General features: G+C 39.5%; 17 protein-coding genes and 1 rRNA gene. 10 read left to right on the top strand and 8 right to left on the bottom strand.

What is annotated here, in order from left to right; translation table 11 throughout:
* The 8 genes from J7E67_RS02225 to dnaA form a co-directional block, all read right to left on the bottom strand.
* A 16S ribosomal RNA gene (locus J7E67_RS02225) occupies positions 1 to 145 on the bottom strand; the annotation flags it as partial.
* A gap of 280 nt (positions 146 to 425) precedes the next feature.
* Positions 426 to 2,963, bottom strand: coding sequence for a DNA gyrase subunit A (gene gyrA / locus J7E67_RS02220; protein WP_214716268.1), 2,538 nt, complete (start codon positions 2,961 to 2,963; stop codon positions 426 to 428).
* A gap of 26 nt (positions 2,964 to 2,989) precedes the next feature.
* Positions 2,990 to 4,915 (bottom strand): DNA topoisomerase (ATP-hydrolyzing) subunit B, encoded by a 1,926-nt coding sequence (gyrB, locus tag J7E67_RS02215; protein ID WP_374102986.1) that lies wholly within the window; start codon positions 4,913 to 4,915, stop codon positions 2,990 to 2,992.
* Between the two features lie 64 nt (positions 4,916 to 4,979).
* The gene (remB, locus tag J7E67_RS02210) at positions 4,980 to 5,228 is read right to left on the bottom strand and encodes an extracellular matrix regulator RemB (protein WP_088084890.1); all 249 of its coding nucleotides are present in this window, start codon (positions 5,226 to 5,228) and stop codon (positions 4,980 to 4,982) included.
* An 8-nt stretch (positions 5,229 to 5,236) separates the two neighbouring features.
* Positions 5,237 to 6,355: a DNA replication/repair protein RecF gene (gene recF / locus J7E67_RS02205; protein WP_214716266.1), complete on the bottom strand. Its 1,119-nt coding sequence runs from the start codon at positions 6,353 to 6,355 to the stop codon at positions 5,237 to 5,239.
* Between the two features lie 46 nt (positions 6,356 to 6,401).
* Entirely contained in the window at positions 6,402 to 6,617 is a 216-nt protein-coding gene (yaaA, locus tag J7E67_RS02200) for a S4 domain-containing protein YaaA (RefSeq protein ID WP_214716264.1), read from the bottom strand.
* Between the two features lie 124 nt (positions 6,618 to 6,741).
* A complete protein-coding gene (dnaN, locus tag J7E67_RS02195) occupies positions 6,742 to 7,878 on the bottom strand; it encodes a DNA polymerase III subunit beta (protein ID WP_214716262.1) in 1,137 nt (378 codons plus the stop codon).
* Positions 7,879 to 8,088: 210 nt separating this feature from the next.
* Positions 8,089 to 9,435, bottom strand: a complete 1,347-nt coding sequence (gene dnaA / locus J7E67_RS02190) for a chromosomal replication initiator protein DnaA (RefSeq protein WP_214716260.1) — start codon at positions 9,433 to 9,435, stop codon at positions 8,089 to 8,091.
* A 667-nt stretch (positions 9,436 to 10,102) separates the two neighbouring features.
* Between dnaA and rpmH the strand changes: the two genes are divergently transcribed.
* The 10 genes from rpmH (at position 10,103) to J7E67_RS02140 (ending at position 19,394) form a co-directional block, all read left to right on the top strand.
* A complete protein-coding gene (gene rpmH / locus J7E67_RS02185) occupies positions 10,103 to 10,237 on the top strand; it encodes a 50S ribosomal protein L34 (RefSeq protein WP_035446353.1) in 135 nt (44 codons plus the stop codon).
* A gap of 50 nt (positions 10,238 to 10,287) precedes the next feature.
* A complete protein-coding gene (rnpA, locus tag J7E67_RS02180) occupies positions 10,288 to 10,629 on the top strand; it encodes a ribonuclease P protein component (RefSeq protein WP_168241427.1) in 342 nt (113 codons plus the stop codon).
* A gap of 164 nt (positions 10,630 to 10,793) precedes the next feature.
* On the top strand, positions 10,794 to 11,570 hold the full coding sequence (gene spoIIIJ / locus J7E67_RS02175) for a YidC family membrane integrase SpoIIIJ (RefSeq protein WP_088084884.1): 777 nt from the start codon (positions 10,794 to 10,796) through the stop codon (positions 11,568 to 11,570).
* Positions 11,567 to 12,193 carry an RNA-binding cell elongation regulator Jag/EloR gene (jag, locus tag J7E67_RS02170; RefSeq protein ID WP_088084883.1) on the top strand — a complete coding sequence of 209 codons (627 nt, stop codon included), beginning with the start codon at positions 11,567 to 11,569 and terminating at the stop codon, positions 12,191 to 12,193. Before spoIIIJ ends, jag begins: the two co-directional genes overlap by 4 nt.
* 297 nt (positions 12,194 to 12,490) lie before the next feature.
* Complete coding sequence (mnmE, locus tag J7E67_RS02165; protein WP_088084882.1) at positions 12,491 to 13,876, top strand: tRNA uridine-5-carboxymethylaminomethyl(34) synthesis GTPase MnmE; 1,386 nt, start codon at positions 12,491 to 12,493, stop codon at positions 13,874 to 13,876.
* Positions 13,877 to 13,892: 16 nt separating this feature from the next.
* Positions 13,893 to 15,782: a tRNA uridine-5-carboxymethylaminomethyl(34) synthesis enzyme MnmG gene (gene mnmG / locus J7E67_RS02160; protein ID WP_214716256.1), complete on the top strand. Its 1,890-nt coding sequence runs from the start codon at positions 13,893 to 13,895 to the stop codon at positions 15,780 to 15,782.
* A 21-nt stretch (positions 15,783 to 15,803) separates the two neighbouring features.
* Positions 15,804 to 16,520 carry a 16S rRNA (guanine(527)-N(7))-methyltransferase RsmG gene (gene rsmG, locus J7E67_RS02155; protein ID WP_214730839.1) on the top strand — a complete coding sequence of 239 codons (717 nt, stop codon included), beginning with the start codon at positions 15,804 to 15,806 and terminating at the stop codon, positions 16,518 to 16,520.
* Between the two features lie 148 nt (positions 16,521 to 16,668).
* Entirely contained in the window at positions 16,669 to 17,532 is an 864-nt protein-coding gene (noc, locus tag J7E67_RS02150; RefSeq protein ID WP_214730838.1) for a nucleoid occlusion protein, read from the top strand.
* 259 nt (positions 17,533 to 17,791) lie between these two features.
* On the top strand, positions 17,792 to 18,553 hold the full coding sequence (locus J7E67_RS02145; protein ID WP_214716249.1) for a ParA family protein: 762 nt from the start codon (positions 17,792 to 17,794) through the stop codon (positions 18,551 to 18,553).
* Positions 18,546 to 19,394 carry a ParB/RepB/Spo0J family partition protein gene (locus J7E67_RS02140; RefSeq protein WP_214716247.1) on the top strand — a complete coding sequence of 283 codons (849 nt, stop codon included), beginning with the start codon at positions 18,546 to 18,548 and terminating at the stop codon, positions 19,392 to 19,394. Before J7E67_RS02145 ends, J7E67_RS02140 begins: the two co-directional genes overlap by 8 nt.
* Positions 19,395 to 19,429: the final 35 nt, after the last annotated feature.

Below are 19,429 nucleotides of genomic sequence, written 5' to 3'. Positions count from 1 at the left end.
CCCAGTCTTACAGGCAGGTTGCCCACGTGTTACTCACCCGTCCGCCGCTAATCAACAGGAGCAAGCTCCTATTGATTCGCTCGACTTGCATGTATTAGGCACGCCGCCAGCGTTCGTCCTGAGCCAGGATCAAACTCTCCAAGAAAGTTGATTAGCTCATTTTGTTACGTTGGCTTAGTTTCGTAATTGAAACTAAAATTTTTGTTTGTTTGCACGATTTTGTTTGTTTAGTTTTCAAAGGACAATTTCTCTATCGCCCGTAAGCGACTTAATTAATATACCATCTGTAAAAATTAAAGTCAACAGTTTTTCTATCTTTTTTTACTATGAACAATATAATAACTCTTTCTTACTATTACATCTCTATTTTAGAATTCATGGACATAAGAAAAGGAGCACATTTATTGTGTGCCCCCTCTACTTTTTTATTCTACATCCTCGTTTGTTTCAACCTCATGATTTTCTTCAGGAGAGACTCCTTCAGCTTCATTTGAATCATTTTCAAGGATTTCTTCCTCTTCTTCTTCTTCTTCTTTCTCTACTTTTGCCACAGTGGCAACATATTCATCTTCGCTTTCCTTCATACTAATAAGCTTAACACCTTGAGTATTTCGTCCCATTTTGGAAATACTGCCAACATCCATTCGGATGAGGACACCACCTGTGGTAATAAGCATCAGGTCCTCTTCACCTGTTACCGCACGCATCGAAACAAGGTCGCCATTTTTTTCTGTAACGTGGCAGGTTTTAATCCCTTTACCGCCTCTGCCTTGGATCCGGTATTCTTCCGCTTTGGTACGTTTACCGTAACCATTTTTCGTTACAATTAACACATCATTCGTTTCCTCTAATACTTCCATTCCGACAACTTCATCGTCACTATCGAGCGTAATGCCTTTCACACCAGTGGCTGTTCGTCCCATTGATCGAACATCCGTTTCCGGGAAACGAATCAGCATACCCTTCTTCGTACCGATAATCATATGCTTTGTGCCATCAGTTAAGCGGGCAGAGATTAGTTCATCCCCTTCACGCAAACTTAGAGCAATTAGGCCGTTGTTGCGGATATGTGCAAACGATGTTAACGGAGACCGTTTTGAAATCCCTTCTTTAGTCGTAAAGAATAAGAACCAATCATCTACAAATTCCTCAACGGGAATGATTGCATTGACCCATTCTCCCTTTTCGACACCAAGGAGATTGATAATTGGTATCCCTTTCGCTGTTCGGCTGTATTCAGGGATTTCATATCCTTTAGAACGGTATACCTTCCCTTTATTTGTAAAGAAAAGGATCGTATCATGTGTTGAAGTGGTGATCAAGTGTTCAACAAAGTCATCCTCGTTTGTACCCATTCCTTGGATTCCCCGTCCGCCTCGTCTTTGGGCACGATAGGTGGAAACAGGGAGACGTTTAACATAACCGTTATGGGTTAAAGAAATGACGATATTCTCACGAGGAATTAGATCTTCATCCTCAATATTTTCAATTCCGCCTGTCACAATTTCTGTACGGCGCTTGTCATTGAAACGTTCTTTTATTTCAGTCATTTCCTCACGGATAATTTCAAGGACCTTTTCCTCATCCGCTAAAATTGCCTTTAACTCAGCAATAAGTGCCATGAGGGCCTGATATTCATCCTCAATCTTTTCTCTTTCCAAGCCTGTTAAACGTTGCAAACGCATATCAAGAATTGCCTGGGCTTGTTTTTCAGAGAGGTTAAATTCTGTCATTAAGCCTTCGCGGGCAATATCAGTTGTTTGCGAGTTACGGATAAGCGTAATGACAGCGTCTAAATTGTCGAGTGCAATTCTTAATCCTTCTAGAATATGGGCACGTGCTTCTGCCTTACGTAATTCAAACTCAGTTCTTCTGCGAATAACGACTTTTTGATGATCTAAGTAATGAACTAAGCATTGCTTAAGAGTCAATACCTTCGGATGTCCATTTACGAGGGCCAGTGTGTTAATTCCAAAGCTAGTTTGAAGAGCTGTATGTTTATATAAATTATTTAAAAGGACATTGGCATTCGCGTCTTTACGAACCTCAATAACAATCCGCATACCTTTACGATCGGATTCATCTCTGAGGTCTGTAATGCCTTCAACTTTTTTATCGCGCGCTAATTCAGCGATTTTTTCAACTAATCTCGCTTTATTTACTTGGTATGGTAATTCATTAACAATGATAACTTCTTTACCATTTGCTTTTTGTTCGATTACTACTTTAGCACGAACAGTTATTGATCCTCTGCCTGTTTCATACGCCTTACGAATACCGCTCCTGCCCAAAATGATTCCGCCTGTTGGGAAATCTGGACCAGGGATAATTTCCATGAGCTCTTGCGTCGTAATTTCAGGGTCATGACTAATTGCCAAGACTCCATCTATAACTTCTCCAAGCTGGTGTGGCGGGATATTGGTAGCCATACCAACTGCAATTCCCGTTGTACCGTTTACTAAAAGGTTAGGGAATCTTGCTGGGAGAACAACCGGCTCCCTTTCTTCACCATCATAGTTATCTTGATAATCAATCGTATCTTTGTTTATATCTCTTAATAATTCCATTGAGATTTTAGACATTCTCGACTCTGTATAACGCATTGCTGCCGCCGCGTCACCATCGACAGAGCCAAAGTTTCCATGTCCATCTACAAGCATATAACGATAGTTAAAGTCTTGTGCCATCCGAACCATCGTTTCATATACGGCAGAGTCACCATGCGGGTGATACTTACCGATTACATCCCCAACGATACGGGCTGATTTTTTATATGGTTTGTCTGAATGCATGCCAAGATCATGCATAGCATATAGAATACGGCGATGAACTGGTTTTAACCCATCCCGAACATCTGGGAGGGCACGAGAAACGATAACACTCATCGCATAGTCAAGGAAGGAAGTTTTCATTTCTTGACTAATATTAATATCTTTTATTTGAGGATTTGGTGTGTCAGCCATACTTGTTACCTCCTTTCACCTTTTCTTTAAATATCTAAATTCTTCACGTACTGCGCATTTGCTTCAATAAAATTACGGCGTGGTTCTACTTTTTCACCCATTAACATATCAAAAGTTTCATCCGCTTCAATAGCGTCATCAAGATTAACCTGAAGCATACTTCGTCTAGCAGGATCCATGGTTGTTTCCCATAATTGCTCAGGGTTCATCTCTCCCAAACCTTTGTAACGCTGAATATTAGGCTTCGGTGTACTTGGAAGCTCCGCGAATATCCGGTCAAGTTCTTTGTCATCATAGGCATATTCAATTCGTTTACCTTGTTGGACTTTATATAGCGGCGGCTGAGCAATATAGATATAACCAGCCTCTAACAGTTGTCTCATATAACGATAAAAGAACGTCAAAATAAGTGTTCTAATATGTGCACCATCAACATCGGCATCCGTCATGATAACGACTTTATGATAACGAGCCTTAGAAATATCAAATTCTTCCCCAATTCCCGTTCCAATCGCCGTGATCATTGCCCTAACTTCATTGTTAGAAAGAATTTTATCAAGACGAGCTTTCTCAACATTAAGGATTTTCCCTTTTAACGGCAAAATGGCTTGGAAATGACGGTCACGTCCTTGCTTCGCTGAACCACCGGCAGAATCACCCTCAACGATATAAATTTCACTTTCCGCAGGATCTTTCGATGAACAGTCAGCTAATTTTCCAGGTAAACTGGAAACCTCTAAGGCACTTTTCCGGCGTGTTAATTCCCTTGCTTTCTTAGCAGCTAGTCTTGCACGTGCGGCCATTAAACCTTTATCAACAATTTTTCTAGCTACGGTTGGGTTTTCTAATAGAAACTTATCGAAAGTACTGGCAAAAACAGTATCCGTAATTGCTCTGACTTCAGAGTTTCCAAGCTTTGTCTTTGTTTGACCTTCAAATTGGGGATCAGGATGTTTAATGGAGACAATTGCTGTTATACCTTCACGAACATCTTCACCAGAAAGATTGGTATCATTCTCTTTGATTAAGCTATTTTTCCGAGCGTAATCATTTATAACCCTTGTTAACGCCGTTTTAAAACCGGATTCATGCGTTCCACCTTCATAGGTGTGGATATTATTTGCGAAAGAGTAAATGTTATCTGTATACCCTTCGTTATATTGGAGTGCGACTTCAACACTAATGCCGTCACGCTCTCCTTCCATGTAAATCGGTTCTTCATGAACCACTTCTTTAGTGCGGTTTAAATGCTCAACATACGATTTAATTCCGCCTTCGTAGTAGTATTCATTGCGTTTATTTTCAACACGCTTATCCACAATCGTGATTTTTATTCCTCTGTTTAGGAAGGCAAGTTCGCGAAGGCGAGTGGCAAGAATGTCATATTCATAGACCAATGTTTCAGTAAAAATCTCACCATCTGGTTTAAAGTGCGTAACTGTACCTGTGATATCAGTTGTTCCAATGACCTCTAATTCTTGAACTACCGCGCCGCGTTCAAATTTGATTGAGTAAATTTGACCATCCCTGTGTACATATACTTCAAGTTCCGTGGAAAGGGCATTAACTACTGACGCACCAACACCATGCAGTCCTCCGGATACCTTATATCCTCCGCCGCCGAATTTACCGCCGGCGTGCAGCACAGTCATAATGACTTCAACCGCTGGTCTACCCATTTTTTCCTGAATTCCGACTGGGATTCCACGGCCATTATCCTTTACCGTGATGCTGTTGTCTTCTTCAATAATGACATTGATTTCATCACAGAAACCAGCCAGCGCCTCGTCAATACTGTTATCAACAATTTCCCAAACAAGATGATGAAGACCTTTACCACTTGTTGAACCAATATACATACCGGGTCTTTTTCGAACAGCTTCAAGTCCTTCAAGAACCTGTATCTGATCCGCACCATATGCTTCTTCGACTGCTTTTTGTTCCAAAGTCATGCTTGTTCACCTGCACCTTCTGACAAAAATATATCTATATCGTTAATTAAAAAATAAATAAATATCAAAATTCATGTATATTCATTTGAGTTGATCGTTTCTTTAAAGTTCCTGAAGAAATCGGGGATAAGTAAACATTGTCATATGTAATAATGACTGATTTAAAGGGGTTTTTCGACAGATTGATTACCTTTTCTTTACGTTGACTGATGAACTCCTCTACAAGCGGCGAGTTGTTTGCACTCTCTTTATCCAAGATAGAAATAATATCTCTTGCCCTAATATTAATATCTTCCCCGATATGGATATACATGGTTCACCTCAATTAATTTTCTTTATGACACCAGCTTCAACGATAAACGTGGAAGCTTCCCTTAATGTTTGATGGTCAATACCCTCGACACTTGTGGTAGTCACGAAGGTTTGAACTCTTCCTTGGATGGTATTAAGCAAGTGAGACTGCCGATAGTCATCTAATTCCGATAAAACATCATCTAGCAGTAAAATGGGATATTCACCAATTTCAGCAGAAATTAATTCAATTTCAGCAAGCTTTACTGAAAGTGCTGTGGTACGCTGCTGACCTTGTGATCCAAATGTTTGAACGTCTCTACCGTTCACATAAAAAAGCAGATCATCACGATGGGGACCGAAAAGCGTAGTACCTCGCTCAATTTCCCTTGTTCTAACCTTGCTGAATTTTTCTTCAAAGCATGCTATCATCTTCGACAAATTTTGAGCTTCTAATACCTCTACTGACGGTTTATAGGTAATTTCGAGCGTTTCCAAGCCTCTTGAAATCCCTTGATGAATCGGTTTTGCCCAATTCTGAAGTAAGCGCAGGAATTCAAACCTTTTCGCCACAATTTTCACAGCCATCTGGATAAATTGTTCCGTTAATATCTCAAGCATGGTCTGATCGGTCTGTTTTCTGATCTGTAACATTTTCAAAAAATGATTACGCTGCTGGAGAATTTTTTGATATTGACTCATATCATGTAAATAAATGGGCGATACCTGTCCAATTTCCATATCAATAAATCGCCTTCGGACCTGCGGGCTGCCTTTCACTAAGTTAAGGTCCTCAGGAGCAAACATAACCACATTCATATTGCCTACATATTGACTTAATTTTTGCTGCTCAATATGGTTGCATTTTGCTTTTTTGCCCTTTTTAGAAATAATTAATTGCAGCGGCAATGAGCTGTGTTGTTTTTGAACCCTACCCTCTATTTTAGCATACTCTTGGTCCCAGCGAATAAGTTCTTTATCATTGGAGGTTCGGTGCGACTTCGCCATGGCCAAAACATAAATAGATTCCATGACGTTTGTTTTACCTTGGGCGTTTTCACCCAGGATGACATTTACTTTATTTTCAAATTCTACGAACAATTCTTCGTAGTTTCGATAATTTGTTAGCGCTAATTTTTCGATATACATGCAAACGACATCCTTTAGCCTTGCTACTCGGTAATTATTTTGATAATTACTCGGTAATCACAAACTCACCAAAACCAGCAATTTGGATTTTGTCACCGGTGCGCAGCTTTCTTCCTCTTCTTTGATCTTGTTCGCCATTAATCAATATATCATGTTCACTTAAAAACCATTTTGCCATGCCGCCTGATTGTATTACTTCAGCCAATTTAAGAAATTGACCCAGCGTAATAAATTCAGTATTGATCTTAATTTTTTCAGGCAAATCGTCACCCTCATTTCTAAAATGGTCTCAATACTTTATTTTACTAAATATTTCACAGAGATACAAAGGAAACTAAAAGAAAGCCACCAATGTGTGGTGGCATATGGGTTTAGGCTCTATAAATTTAGTATGTTCGAACGGGTAATATTAATTGCAAAATCGTTTCATCATGAAGCGGGCGAATGACGAACGGGCGCATGGCTCCAGTAAAGCTTACCCTAACATCTGTTCCTTCAAGCGCCTTTAATGCATCCATCATATATTTGGCACTAAAAGAAATCTTTAATTCTTCACCCTCGATGGCTTCGCTTTGAATTTCCTCGACTACCTTCCCAACCTCAGGAGTATTTGAAGAAATTTCAATAATTCCGCCTTCAATTGTCGAAAATTTGACAACATTGTTTCTGCCTTCTCTTGCTAATAATGAGGCCCGATCAATCGCATGTAAAAATTCCTTTGTATTTACCGTCACATCCGTTTTACTTTCATTGGGAATTAAACGAGAGGTATCCGGATAATTTCCTTCTAACAATCTGGAGAAAAATAATAAGTGCTTCGCTTTAAATAATATTTGATTCTCGGTAATAACAATATCAATTAAGTCATGGCTGTCATCAATAATCTTACTCAACTCATTCAAGCTTTTCCCTGGAATGACCACATTATAATTTTCGTTGTTCGCTATTTCGATCTTCGCCTTTCGAAGCGCGAGCCGGTGACTATCTGTTGCAATACAGTTTAGTTCCCCGTTTTCAACCTTCCAGTTTACACCTGTCAAGATGGGGCGTGTTTCTGAGGAGGACACTGCAAAATGAGTTTGGCGAATCATCGCTTTTAAAAGATCTGTTGCAATATGAAATTTATTATTTTCTTCGATCTGTGGAAGGTGAGGATACTCTTCAGCATCCAGGCCAATCAAGTTAAATTCAGATTTTCCAGAACGAATGACCGTTTGAAGCGAGCCTAAGACTTCAATTTCAACCGAATCAGTCGGGAGCTTTTTGACAATTTCACTAAATACCTTTGCTTGGAGAACGATCGCTCCTGCTTGTTTCAATTCAATAATTTCATCACCAGCATCCTCTTTTGGAATAAAGGATTCAATGGAAATATCGGAATCACTTCCTGTTAGGGTAACACCTTCTGATGTAGCTGTGATTTTAATTCCGGTTAAGATAGGGATTGTTGTTCTTGAAGTAACAGCCTTCATAACGTCTTGAACACTCTGAACTAACCGATCTCTTTGGATGATAAATTTCATCGCATGTATTCCTCCGTTTTAAGCATATTTTTTATAGCTATAACATAATATATTTTTTTAAAAAAAGAGTAGAAGTACTAGTAGGGCCTGTTGATATGTGGATAACTGGATTATTTCAACGGAAACACAGCCTATCCACATGTGGACAGACTGTGTGTAAATGCAAAGAAGTTATTCACATATTTGAAAGAAAAAAACACCAATAACTGCCTAAACTTTTAATAGTTCATGCAGTTCTTTCATTTGCCTTTGCAGCTGGGCATCGGTCTGAAGAAGTTTGGAAATTTTCTCATGTGCATGTATGACAGTCGTATGATCGCGGCCCCCAAATTCTTCTCCTATTTTTGGCAAAGAATAATCGGTTAATTCCCGTGATAGGTACATCGCAATTTGTCTAGGAAAGGCAAGCGACTTTGTCCGCTTTTTTGCCTTAAAGTCCTCGAGTTTTATACTAAAGAGTTCCCCGACTGTCTTCTGAATATCCAGAATGGTTATTACTTTAGGCTTTGAACTTGGAATAATATCTTTTAATGCCTCTGCTGCTAAATTAGCATTAATATCTTTATTGATTAAGGAAGAATAGGCGACCACTCGGATCAGTGCTCCTTCTAGCTCCCGGATGTTTGTATCAATTTGATTGGCGATATAAAGCATAACCTCGTTAGGTATATCTAATCCTTCAGCTCTAGCTTTTTTGCGAAGAATGGCAATTCTCGTTTCCAAATCGGGCGGTGTAATATCTGTAATCAATCCCCATTCAAACCGTGACCTGAGCCGGTCCTCTAACGTTGGAATTTCTCTAGGCGGCCGGTCGCTGGAGATAATAATCTGTTTGCTTTCCTCATGAAGAGCATTAAAGGTATGAAAAAATTCTTCTTGTGTTGATTCTTTTCCAGCTAAAAATTGAATATCATCTATAAGTAAAATATCGACATTTCGATATTTATTGCGGAAACTCTCTGCTTTATTATCACGAATCGAGTTAATAAATTCATTTGTAAATTTTTCAGATGATAAATAAACCACTTTTGCTGCAGGGTTATGATCTAAGACATAATGGCCAATTGCATGCATTAAGTGCGTTTTCCCTAATCCAACTCCTCCATAAATAAAGAGGGGATTGTATGCTTTGGCTGGTGCTTCGGCAACTGCCAGTGATGCAGCGTGGGCAAAACGGTTGCCTGAGCCAATAACAAACGTATCAAAAGTGTATTTCTGATTTAAAATACCCTGAGGAAATTCCCCATGGTCATCGTCCTTTTTTACCTTTTTTGGTGGCAGCAGGACATCACTTTCTGACTCGTTTTGATTTTGCGGAATGATAAACTTAACAGAAAGCTCTTCTCCGGTAATTTCATAGAGGATCCCAGAGATTAGCTGCGAATAACGCTCTTCCAGCCAATCACGAGCAAACTCATTGGGAGCAGTGATGATTAGCAAATCGCCTTGAAGGGAATGGGCCTTTGTGGACTTAAGCCAGGTATCAAAGCTTGGTTTGCTTATTTTTTTTTCTATATTGGCTAATGCAGCATGCCAAAGATCCGCAATATTTTCCAAATAATATCCCTCCTTTGTTGTGTTTTTTTTTATAAAATAACGCGCTTTTCGTAATTATACCGTCAGTACAACCTATTAATTTATAAATATACGAAATAGTGAATGTGGATAATAAATAATAAGGAAGTAAAATGGAGTTTCGACAATATCCACCTCTTGTGGACAACTTTCTGCAGTACCCTCGGATAAACTATCCACATGATATCCACAATTTGTGGATAACGTATTGTTGTGGATAAAGTTATTCAGAGTGAAAACACAAATATGATATCAAATTATTGCTTGATATGCAATGCCTTTTCGCAGTTTATCCACAACTGTAACAATATGTGCACAGTAATTGTCCACAAGTAGATATTTTGTGCAAAACCTGTCAATATCTTGTGTAGAATGTGAAAAAAATGTCGAAAATTTATCCACAGGATATTCGTACCTTCCAGGAGAAAGGGCTGGATGAATTATGGGAGTAAAAATAAGAATTCCACTTTCATGGTTAAGATCATTTCTTATAGCTATAGAATTTCTGGAAATTAGCAAATTCATGTTCAATAAAATTTGGAAATGGAAACAATAGTGAAGAGTAGTTGACAATTTTATGGTGAGGTCTTTATAATAAGTAAGACTGTCATTTAAACTTGATAGCTATTCCTCAGGGAGGTGTCATATAATGAAAAGAACATATCAACCAAATAGCCGTAAACACAGTAAAGTTCATGGCTTCCGTAGTCGTATGAGCTCAGCTAATGGCCGTAAGGTTCTAGCTCGTCGTCGTCTAAAGGGAAGAAAAGTATTATCAGCATAGACCACTGCAAAGTCAGTGGTCTTTTTTCTAATCCGACTGAAGGTGTTTTTATGAAAAAAGAGCTGCGTATTAAAAAAAATAAAGAATTTCAAGCGGCATTTCAAAAGGGCCAATCATTTGCAAATAGGCAGTTTGTCGTCTATTCATTAAAAAAAGAGGGACAAGACTATTTTCGAATTGGCCTGTCGGTGAGTAAGAAGATTGGAAATGCTGTGACAAGGAACAGAATTAAAAGGTATGTAAGACAATCCATTTTTGAACTGAACGAACAGTTAGCACCAGGGAATGATTACGTGATTATTGCCAGGAAACCAGCAGCTGAAATGGATTTTTTTGAGGTGAAAAAAAGTTTAACCCATGTACTTAAAGTTGGGAAGGTTTTGAAAAAGTGACTTTAAGGACATAATTTGCAAAGGAATTCGTTGAATATTTATATCCTATTGAAGACAATTCCTTTGCCTAAGTGCTAAAATACCTTTGAAATCATCCAAAATAAATTGTACATAGATTTGATTCTAAACTGTTCATTATCTTTATTGTAAGGAGGAAAATTTGGTTGAAAAAACGAATATTACTAGGTATTGGTTTACTTTCTGTATTTATGTTCCTGACAGGATGCAGTGAAATTAAGAAGCCAATCACATCGGAGAGTTCAGGCTTTTGGAATGAGTACATTGTCTATCCTTTATCCTGGTTGATCAAAGAAGGGGCGCTTATTCTCGGGGGCAGTTTTGGGTTATCAATTATTGTCGTAACTATCCTGATCCGCCTTGCGATTTTGCCGCTAATGATCAAGCAGACAAGAAGTTCAAAAGCGATGCAGGCATTGCAGCCAGAAATGGCCGAACTGAAAAAGAAATATAGTTCTAAAGATCAAAAAACACAGCAAAAGCTGCAACAGGAAACCATGGCACTTTTTTCAAAACATGGTGTAAATCCAATGGCTGGCTGTTTTCCATTAATTGTACAAATGCCAATTTTAATTGGTTTTTACCATGCCATCTCACGAACAAGGGAAATTGCAAACGATAATTTCTTATGGTTTGACCTTGGTGATAAAGATCCTTACTATATTTTGCCGATAGTGGCAGGTATAACCACGTTTATTCAGCAAAAAATTATGATGGCTGGACAAGATCAGAATCCACAAATGGCGATGATGCTTTGGATGATGCCAATCATGATTGTTGTTTTTGCCTTTAGTTTCCCTGCCGCGCTTTCGTTGTACTGGGTAGTAGGAAATATTTTTATGATTGTGCAAACCTATTTTATTAAAGGACCGGATTTGAAAATGGCAAAAGCATCCGGTAATGCGGGAGGAGCAAAAAAGTGAAACAGGTAACTGCTACAGGACAAACTGTCGAAGAAGCAGTAAAATCAGCTTTAGCTCAATTACAAACCAGCAAAGACCGCACAGATATTGATATTATTGATCAAGGGAAAAAAGGGATTTTCGGTATTTTTGGTTCACGTCCGGCTGTTGTAAAAGTAACCGTCATCATTGATCCCATTGAAGAAGCAAAGAAATTTCTTACTCAAGTAAGTGAACAGATGGGAGCGCCCGCAGAAATAGAAATCAAACGCGACGGTAAACATGTTCATTTTATTATGACGGGTGAAAAGATTGCGTTATTGATTGGAAAAAGAGGTCAAACATTAAATTCGCTTCAATATTTGACGCAATTAGTGCTAAATCGTTTTTCGAATCAGTATTTAACCGTGATCTTGGACGCGGAGGATTACCGAAAAAGAAGAAATGAAACGCTGATTCAATTAGCCCATCGTCTCGCCCAAAAGGTGGTTAAGTCAGGAAAAGATGTAACCTTAGAACCGATGCCTTCCTATGAGCGAAAAGTGATTCATGCTGCTTTATCTGATAATAAACGCGTCAAAACACTTTCTGATGGATCGGAGCCACATCGCTTTATTGTGATTACTCCAGCATCAAAAAGATAAGGATTTAAACTTAAAAACAAAATCACAAAGGCATCCTATTGAATGATAGGGTGTCTTTTTTTGTCGAATTTTAAAAAAATTAGCCTGTTGATAACATTCAATTTTTTCACATTTTTCGTTTTATTGTTATTCACATGTGGATAAGTTAAAATAATAATGAGATAGAAGTGAATTGTGGATTAATTATTTGGAAGAGGGTTTACTTTTTCCACAGAAAATGATGTGGTATTCTATTGTTTTGGAGAAAAAATATTTTTTATATAGATGAACCGATTTTTTAAATGTGAGGTGAAGGAAATGGAATCTGATACGATTGCGGCAATATCGACTCCAATGGGCGAGGGTGCGATTGCGATTGTGCGTTTGAGTGGGGATGAAGCATTCCCGATAGCAGACAAGCTATTTAGGAGTATCGGTGGGAAAAGGCTGACTGAAGCAGCAACCCATACGATCCACTATGGACACTTGATAGACCCTAATACGGGGCAAGTGGTTGAAGAGGTTATGGTGTCTGTCATGAAAGGGCCAAAAACTTTTACAAAAGAGGATGTTGTTGAAATAAACTGCCATGGCGGGATTGTTTCTGTGAATAGAGTTCTTCAGCAGGTGTTAACGAATGGAGCGAGACTCGCGGAACCGGGAGAGTTTACAAAAAGGGCATTTTTAAATGGACGGATTGATTTATCCCAAGCGGAAGCGGTAATGGATTTAATCAGGGCAAAAACGGACCGCGCGATGAACGTCGCCTTGGGACAAATGGAAGGGCGCCTGTCGAAATTAATTCGAAGACTACGGCAGGAAATTTTAGAAATCCTTGCCCATGTGGAAGTGAATATAGATTATCCAGAATATGACGATGTCGAAGAAATGACTCATAAGATGTTAGCAGAGAAGGCCCATTTTGTTCGGGAAGAGATCAAAAAGCTATTGCAAACGTCGGAACAGGGGAAAATTTTACGAGAAGGACTGTCTACTGCGATTGTTGGCCGTCCGAATGTAGGAAAATCCTCGCTATTAAACAGTCTAGTTCACGAAAACAAGGCGATTGTGACAGATATTCCTGGAACCACAAGGGATGTAATTGAAGAATACGTGAATGTTCGCGGTGTCCCATTGCGACTTTTGGACACGGCGGGAATTAGGGAAACAGAGGATATTGTCGAACGAATTGGGGTTGAGCGTTCCCGCCAAGTTTTACAAGACGCGGATTTGATTTTGCTTGTTTTAAATTACGCTGACAAGTTAAGCATGGAAGATGAGCAGCTTTTTGAAGTGGTCAAAGGGATGGATGTTATCGTTATCGTCAATAAAACAGATTTGCCGCAGCAAATTGACCTGGAGAAAGTGAATGAGTTAGCAAAAGAGCATAAGATTGTCACTACTTCACTCCTTGAGGACCGTGGCGTCGATGAGTTAGAGGAAGCGATCGCTTCGTTATTTTTTGCAGGCTCGATTGATGCTGGCGATATGACCTATGTTTCAAACAGTCGTCATATTGCACTATTGCACCAAAGCTTAAAGACAATCGAAGAAGCGATTGACGGGGTCGAAATGGGTACCCCAATTGATATTGTTCAAATAGATTTAACAAGAACATGGGAATTACTTGGCGAAATCATTGGCGAGAGTGTCCACGAAAGCCTGATCGACCAACTTTTCTCACAATTCTGTTTAGGGAAATAGAAAGAGGAGTGACAACATGCAATACGAAGCAGGAAATTATGACGTCATTGTCGTTGGAGCAGGCCATGCCGGCTGTGAAGCGGGCCTTGCGGCTGCGAGACTTGGCGCCAAAACATTAATGATTACCATCAATCTTGATATGGTTGCCTTTATGCCATGTAACCCATCCGTTGGCGGACCAGCTAAGGGGATCGTCGTTCGTGAAATAGATGCTCTGGGCGGGGAAATGGGTCGAAATATTGATAAAACCTATATCCAAATGAGAATGCTGAACACGGGAAAAGGTCCAGCTGTCCGCGCGTTAAGAGCGCAGGCTGATAAATATGCTTACCAGCATGAAATGAAAAAAACACTCGAGGAAGAACCGAATCTAACATTACTCCAAGGGATGGTCGAGAAACTGATTGTCGAGGATGGAGTTTCTAAAGGGGTTATCACAAAGACAGGTGCGGTCTACCGCTCAAAAACGGTCGTCATTACAACCGGAACCTATTTGCGTGGGGAAATTATCCTTGGTGAGTTGAAATATTCAAGTGGTCCAAATAATCAGCAGCCATCGATTAAGCTGTCTGAACATTTAGAGGAGCTTGGTTTCGACCTTGTCCGATTTAAGACTGGAACTCCGCCACGTGTTAATAGTAATACGATTGATTATAGTAAAACAGAAATCCAGCCTGGCGACGAAGTTCCACGATCTTTTTCCTATGAAACAACGAAATATATTACGGACCAACTGCCATGCTGGTTGACCTATACAAATGAACGCACCCATCAGTTAATTGACGCCAATCTACATCGTTCTCCAATGTATTCCGGAATGATTAAAGGAACAGGACCAAGGTATTGTCCATCGATTGAAGATAAGGTCGTCCGCTTTAATGATAAGCCGCGCCATCAGATTTTCCTTGAGCCTGAAGGAAGACACACAAAGGAAGTCTATGTACAGGGTCTATCCACGAGCCTACCGGAAGATGTACAGCAGGAAATTCTTAAAACCGTTCCAGGACTCGAAAATGTGCAAATGATGAGAGCTGGGTATGCGATTGAATATGATGCGATTGTGCCAACACAGTTATGGCCAACCCTGGAAACAAAAGTGGTTGAAGGACTGTATACAGCGGGTCAAATTAATGGAACATCCGGCTATGAAGAAGCAGCAGGACAAGGAATCATGGCTGGTATCAATGCAGGACTGAAAGCGATTGGCCGTGACCAGTTAATTTTAAGTCGTTCTGATGCTTATATTGGAGTTTTAATTGATGATTTGATCACTAAAGGAACAAATGAGCCATACCGCTTGTTAACGTCAAGAGCAGAGTATCGCCTACTGTTACGACATGATAATGCTGATTTACGCTTAACTGAAATAGGCCATCAAATTGGACTGATTCGTGACGACCGATACGAACGATTTTTAGCAAAGAAAGACGCTATTGAGGCTGAAAAGCAGCGTTTAGAGTCGACGTTCTTGAAACCGACTGCTGAGGTTCAAGAGCTTATTCGAAGCATTGGCGGCAGTGAATTAAAGGATGGAATCCGCGCTTCTGATTTATTAAAAAGACCAGAAATGAACTATGATCTTCTTGAAACCATTTTTCCTAGTGATGTCAGCCTTGATGAAGATGTGAAGGAACAGGTTGAAATCCAGTTAAAATATGAGGGCTATATTACCAAGTCACTACAACAGGTTGACCGCTTAAAGAAAATGGAAGATAAGAAAATCCCTGAGAATATTGATTATGACACGGTGTCAGGCCTTGCGACAGAAGCCAGACAGAAACTAAAACTAGTCAAACCGCTATCAATTGCCCAGGCATCCCGGATTTCAGGGGTGAATCCAGCGGATGTTTCGATCTTGCTTGTGTATCTAGAACAAGGCAAAATAGCTAGAGTTTCAAATGAATAATTATGTGAGGAAGATTATTGAATGATCATTGAACAATTTGCAGCAAACCTAAGGGAAAAAGGGATCTCCCTTTCAAGTGAACAGCTCGGCCAATTTGAAATGTACTTTGAGACATTGGTCGAGTGGAATGAAAAAATGAATTTAACCGCCATTACGGATAAAGCTGAAGTGTATCTAAAGCATTTTTATGATTCGATTACGGCTTCATTCTATTTTGATTTTACAAAGCCTTTCCATCTTTGTGATGTGGGGGCGGGAGCGGGGTTCCCTAGTATTCCGCTAAAAATTGTTTTCCCACATATCGAAGTGACGATTGTTGATTCACTAAACAAGCGCATTTCGTTTTTAAATCATCTCGTGAAGGAATTAAAATTGGAAAATGTTCATTTTATTCATGATCGCGCCGAAACCTTTGGGGTAAATCCAAATTTCCGCGAAAATTTTGAAGTCGTAACGGCAAGGGCCGTGGCAAGAATGTCTGTGTTGAGTGAACTTTGCCTGCCGCTTGTTAAAGTAGGCGGACACTTTATTGCGATGAAGGCTGCCCATGCGAAAGATGAATTAGAGATTGGTCAAAAGGCAATTACCACCCTTGGCGGAAGGTTGGAAGAGATGCACACCTTTACACTGCCAATGGAAGAAAGCGAGCGGAATATTTTAATCATTAAAAAGGAAAAACAAACACCAAAGAAATACCCGCGCAAGCCTGGGACACCAGGAAAGACACCGATTGAATAAGAAAAGCACGCTTCCTTTGCGCGGTGTATTGTAAGAAAAACGGATTTGGAATGCTAACAATTTTTCAATAAACATGTTATTCTAGGCAGGAAGAATGTCTGTATTCAGAGAATAAGTAATAGGGAGTTTCGTAAAGGTGGTGTTGGGGATGAAGCAATCGTTTACACGCTTTTTTGGCCTCGGCGATAAGGGAGAACAAGAGGTTGCGCTTGAAAAAGAGCTAATTGTAGAAAAAAACGAGGAAATAAAAAAGATACCAATTGATCATATTGTTGCAAACCGTTTTCAGCCTCGTACGGTTTTTGATGAAGAGAAAATTGAAGAATTAGCGCGAACAATTCACATTCATGGGATCATTCAACCGATTGTCGTTAGAGAGTTTGCCATTGACCAATATGAAATTATTGCTGGGGAACGCCGTTTTCGTGCGATGAAAAAGCTCGGTTGGACCGAAGCACCAGCCATTATAAAAAATTTATCAGATACTGAAACTGCCTCTGTTGCTTTAATTGAGAATTTACAACGGGAAGAGCTGTCGCCGATTGAAGAAGCGATGGCGTATGGTAAATTGCTGGAACTGCACAACTTAACCCAAGAAGCATTAGCACAACGCCTTGGGAAAGGGCAGTCAACCGTTGCTAACAAGCTTCGTCTTCTTAAATTACCGAAGCCCATTCAAGAGGCATTGTTAAATAAAATTATTACAGAGCGCCACGCTCGTGCACTGATCCCTCTCAAGGATCCAGAAAAACAAGTGGTGCTATTGGCTGAAATTATTGATAAGAATTTTAATGTCAAGCAGACAGAGGAACGTGTTGTCAAACTGCTTGAACAAAAAAGCGAAAAGCCAAAGTCGAAACGGAAGGCTTTCAGTAAAGATATGAGAATCGCCGTAAATACCATTCGTCAATCATTAACAATGGTAACGGACAGCGGGATTAATCTCAATGCTGAAGAAGAAGAATTTGATGAATTCTACCAATTTACGATTCGCATACCAAAGAAAAAGTAAGATCAATAGAATAATAGATGCTAGAACCAGACATATACAAATGTTTGGTTCTTATTTTTTTGGCTACAGTTATAAACTAATTGAACATTTGAATATTTTTAGAAAAAATCCAACAACCCTTCTGTTTCATGATAAAATAAAGGAATGGAATTTTTCCTATCATAAATTCAGTTTAGATTAGCCAAATGACTAGTATTTTAATAGAATTTAATAGAAACATAGAATAAAACTTTGAGAGAATAAAAGGGTAGGTGACATCGTGGGCAAAATTCTTGCAATCGCGAATCAAAAAGGCGGAGTCGGTAAAACGACTACCTCTGTCAACCTAGGGGCCTGCTTAGCATATATTGGGAAACGTGTCCTGCTAGTCGACACGGACCCGCAGGGAAACGCAACAAGCGGGATTGGTATTGAAAAGGCAGAAGTTGACCAATGCATATATGATGTTTTAGTAGATGATGTAGAAGCAAAGGATGTTATTAAACAGACATCAGTGGAAAATTTGTATGTGATACCAGCAACAATTCAACTGGCTGGGGCAGAAATTGAATTGGTTCCGACTATTTCAAGAGAAGTTCGTTTGAAACGTGCACTTGGAGAAGTCAAAGACCAATTTGATTATATTATTATCGACTGTCCGCCATCGTTAGGCTTATTGACAATCAATGCATTAACGGCCTCTGATGCTGTCTTAATTCCTGTTCAATGTGAGTACTATGCGTTAGAAGGCTTAAGCCAATTATTAAGTACAGTCAGACTTGTTCAAAAGCATTTGAATCAGGATTTGAAAATTGAAGGCGTATTATTAACGATGCTTGATGCTCGAACCAATCTCGGACTTCAAGTAATTGAAGAAGTAAAAAAGTATTTTCAAGATAAAGTGTATAAAACCATTATTCCAAGGAATGTCCGTCTAAGTGAAGCACCAAGCCATGGGGAACCAATCATTACTTATGATTCGAAATCCCGTGGTGCTGAGGTGTATTTAGATTTAGCGAAGGAAGTGGTCTCAAATGGCTAAAGGTTTAGGAAAGGGACTAAACGCAATTTTTACGGATGTTGGCAAGGAAGAAACAGTTCAAGAAATCAAGCTTAAGGAACTGCGTCCCAACCCTTACCAGCCGCGAAAAACCTTCCAACAAGAGGCAATTGATGAATTAAAAGATTCTATTTTAGAACATGGAATCTTACAGCCAATCGTGGTTAGAAAAAGCCTTAGAGGGTATGAAATTGTTGTCGGTGAACGACGTTTTCGGGCTGCAAGGGAAGCAAAGCTTGAAACAGTCCCAGCTGTTGTCCGCGACCTTTCAGAGCAGCAAATGATGGAATTGGCCGTTCTTGAAAATCTACAGCGGGAAGATTTAAATCCCATCGAAGAGGGTTTAGCGTATCAAACATTAATGGAAAAGTTAAAGCTAACCCAAGAAGAGGTAGCGAAGCGATTAGGCAAAAGCCGGCCGCATGTAGCGAACCATGTTCGTCTGCTTTCCCTCCCTCCGAACATTCAAGAGTTAATATCCACTGCTAAGATATCAATGGGACATGGCCGTGCCTTGTTAGGACTCAGGGAAAAGGCAAAAGTTCCTGCATTAGTGGAAAAGATCATCAAGGAAGCGCTCAGTGTCCGTCAGTTAGAAAAACTGATTCAGCACTTAAATGAAAATGTTTCACGTGAAACAAAAAAGCCAGAACAGAAGAAGGATGTGTTTATCCAGGAACGTGAACACACCCTTCGTGAACGGTTTGGAACCACTGTAAACATTAAGCAGAATAAAAATAAAGGGAAAATTGAAATTGAATTTTTCTCACAAGATGATCTTGAACGAATTCTGGAAATGCTTGATCAAAATGAATCCTTATAACCATCCTTTCGATGGTTTATTTTTTTGGGTAAATA

Source organism: Bacillus sp. ISL-46 (genome assembly GCF_018613205.1).
This window is presented reverse-complemented; position numbering and strand designations above follow the sequence as displayed.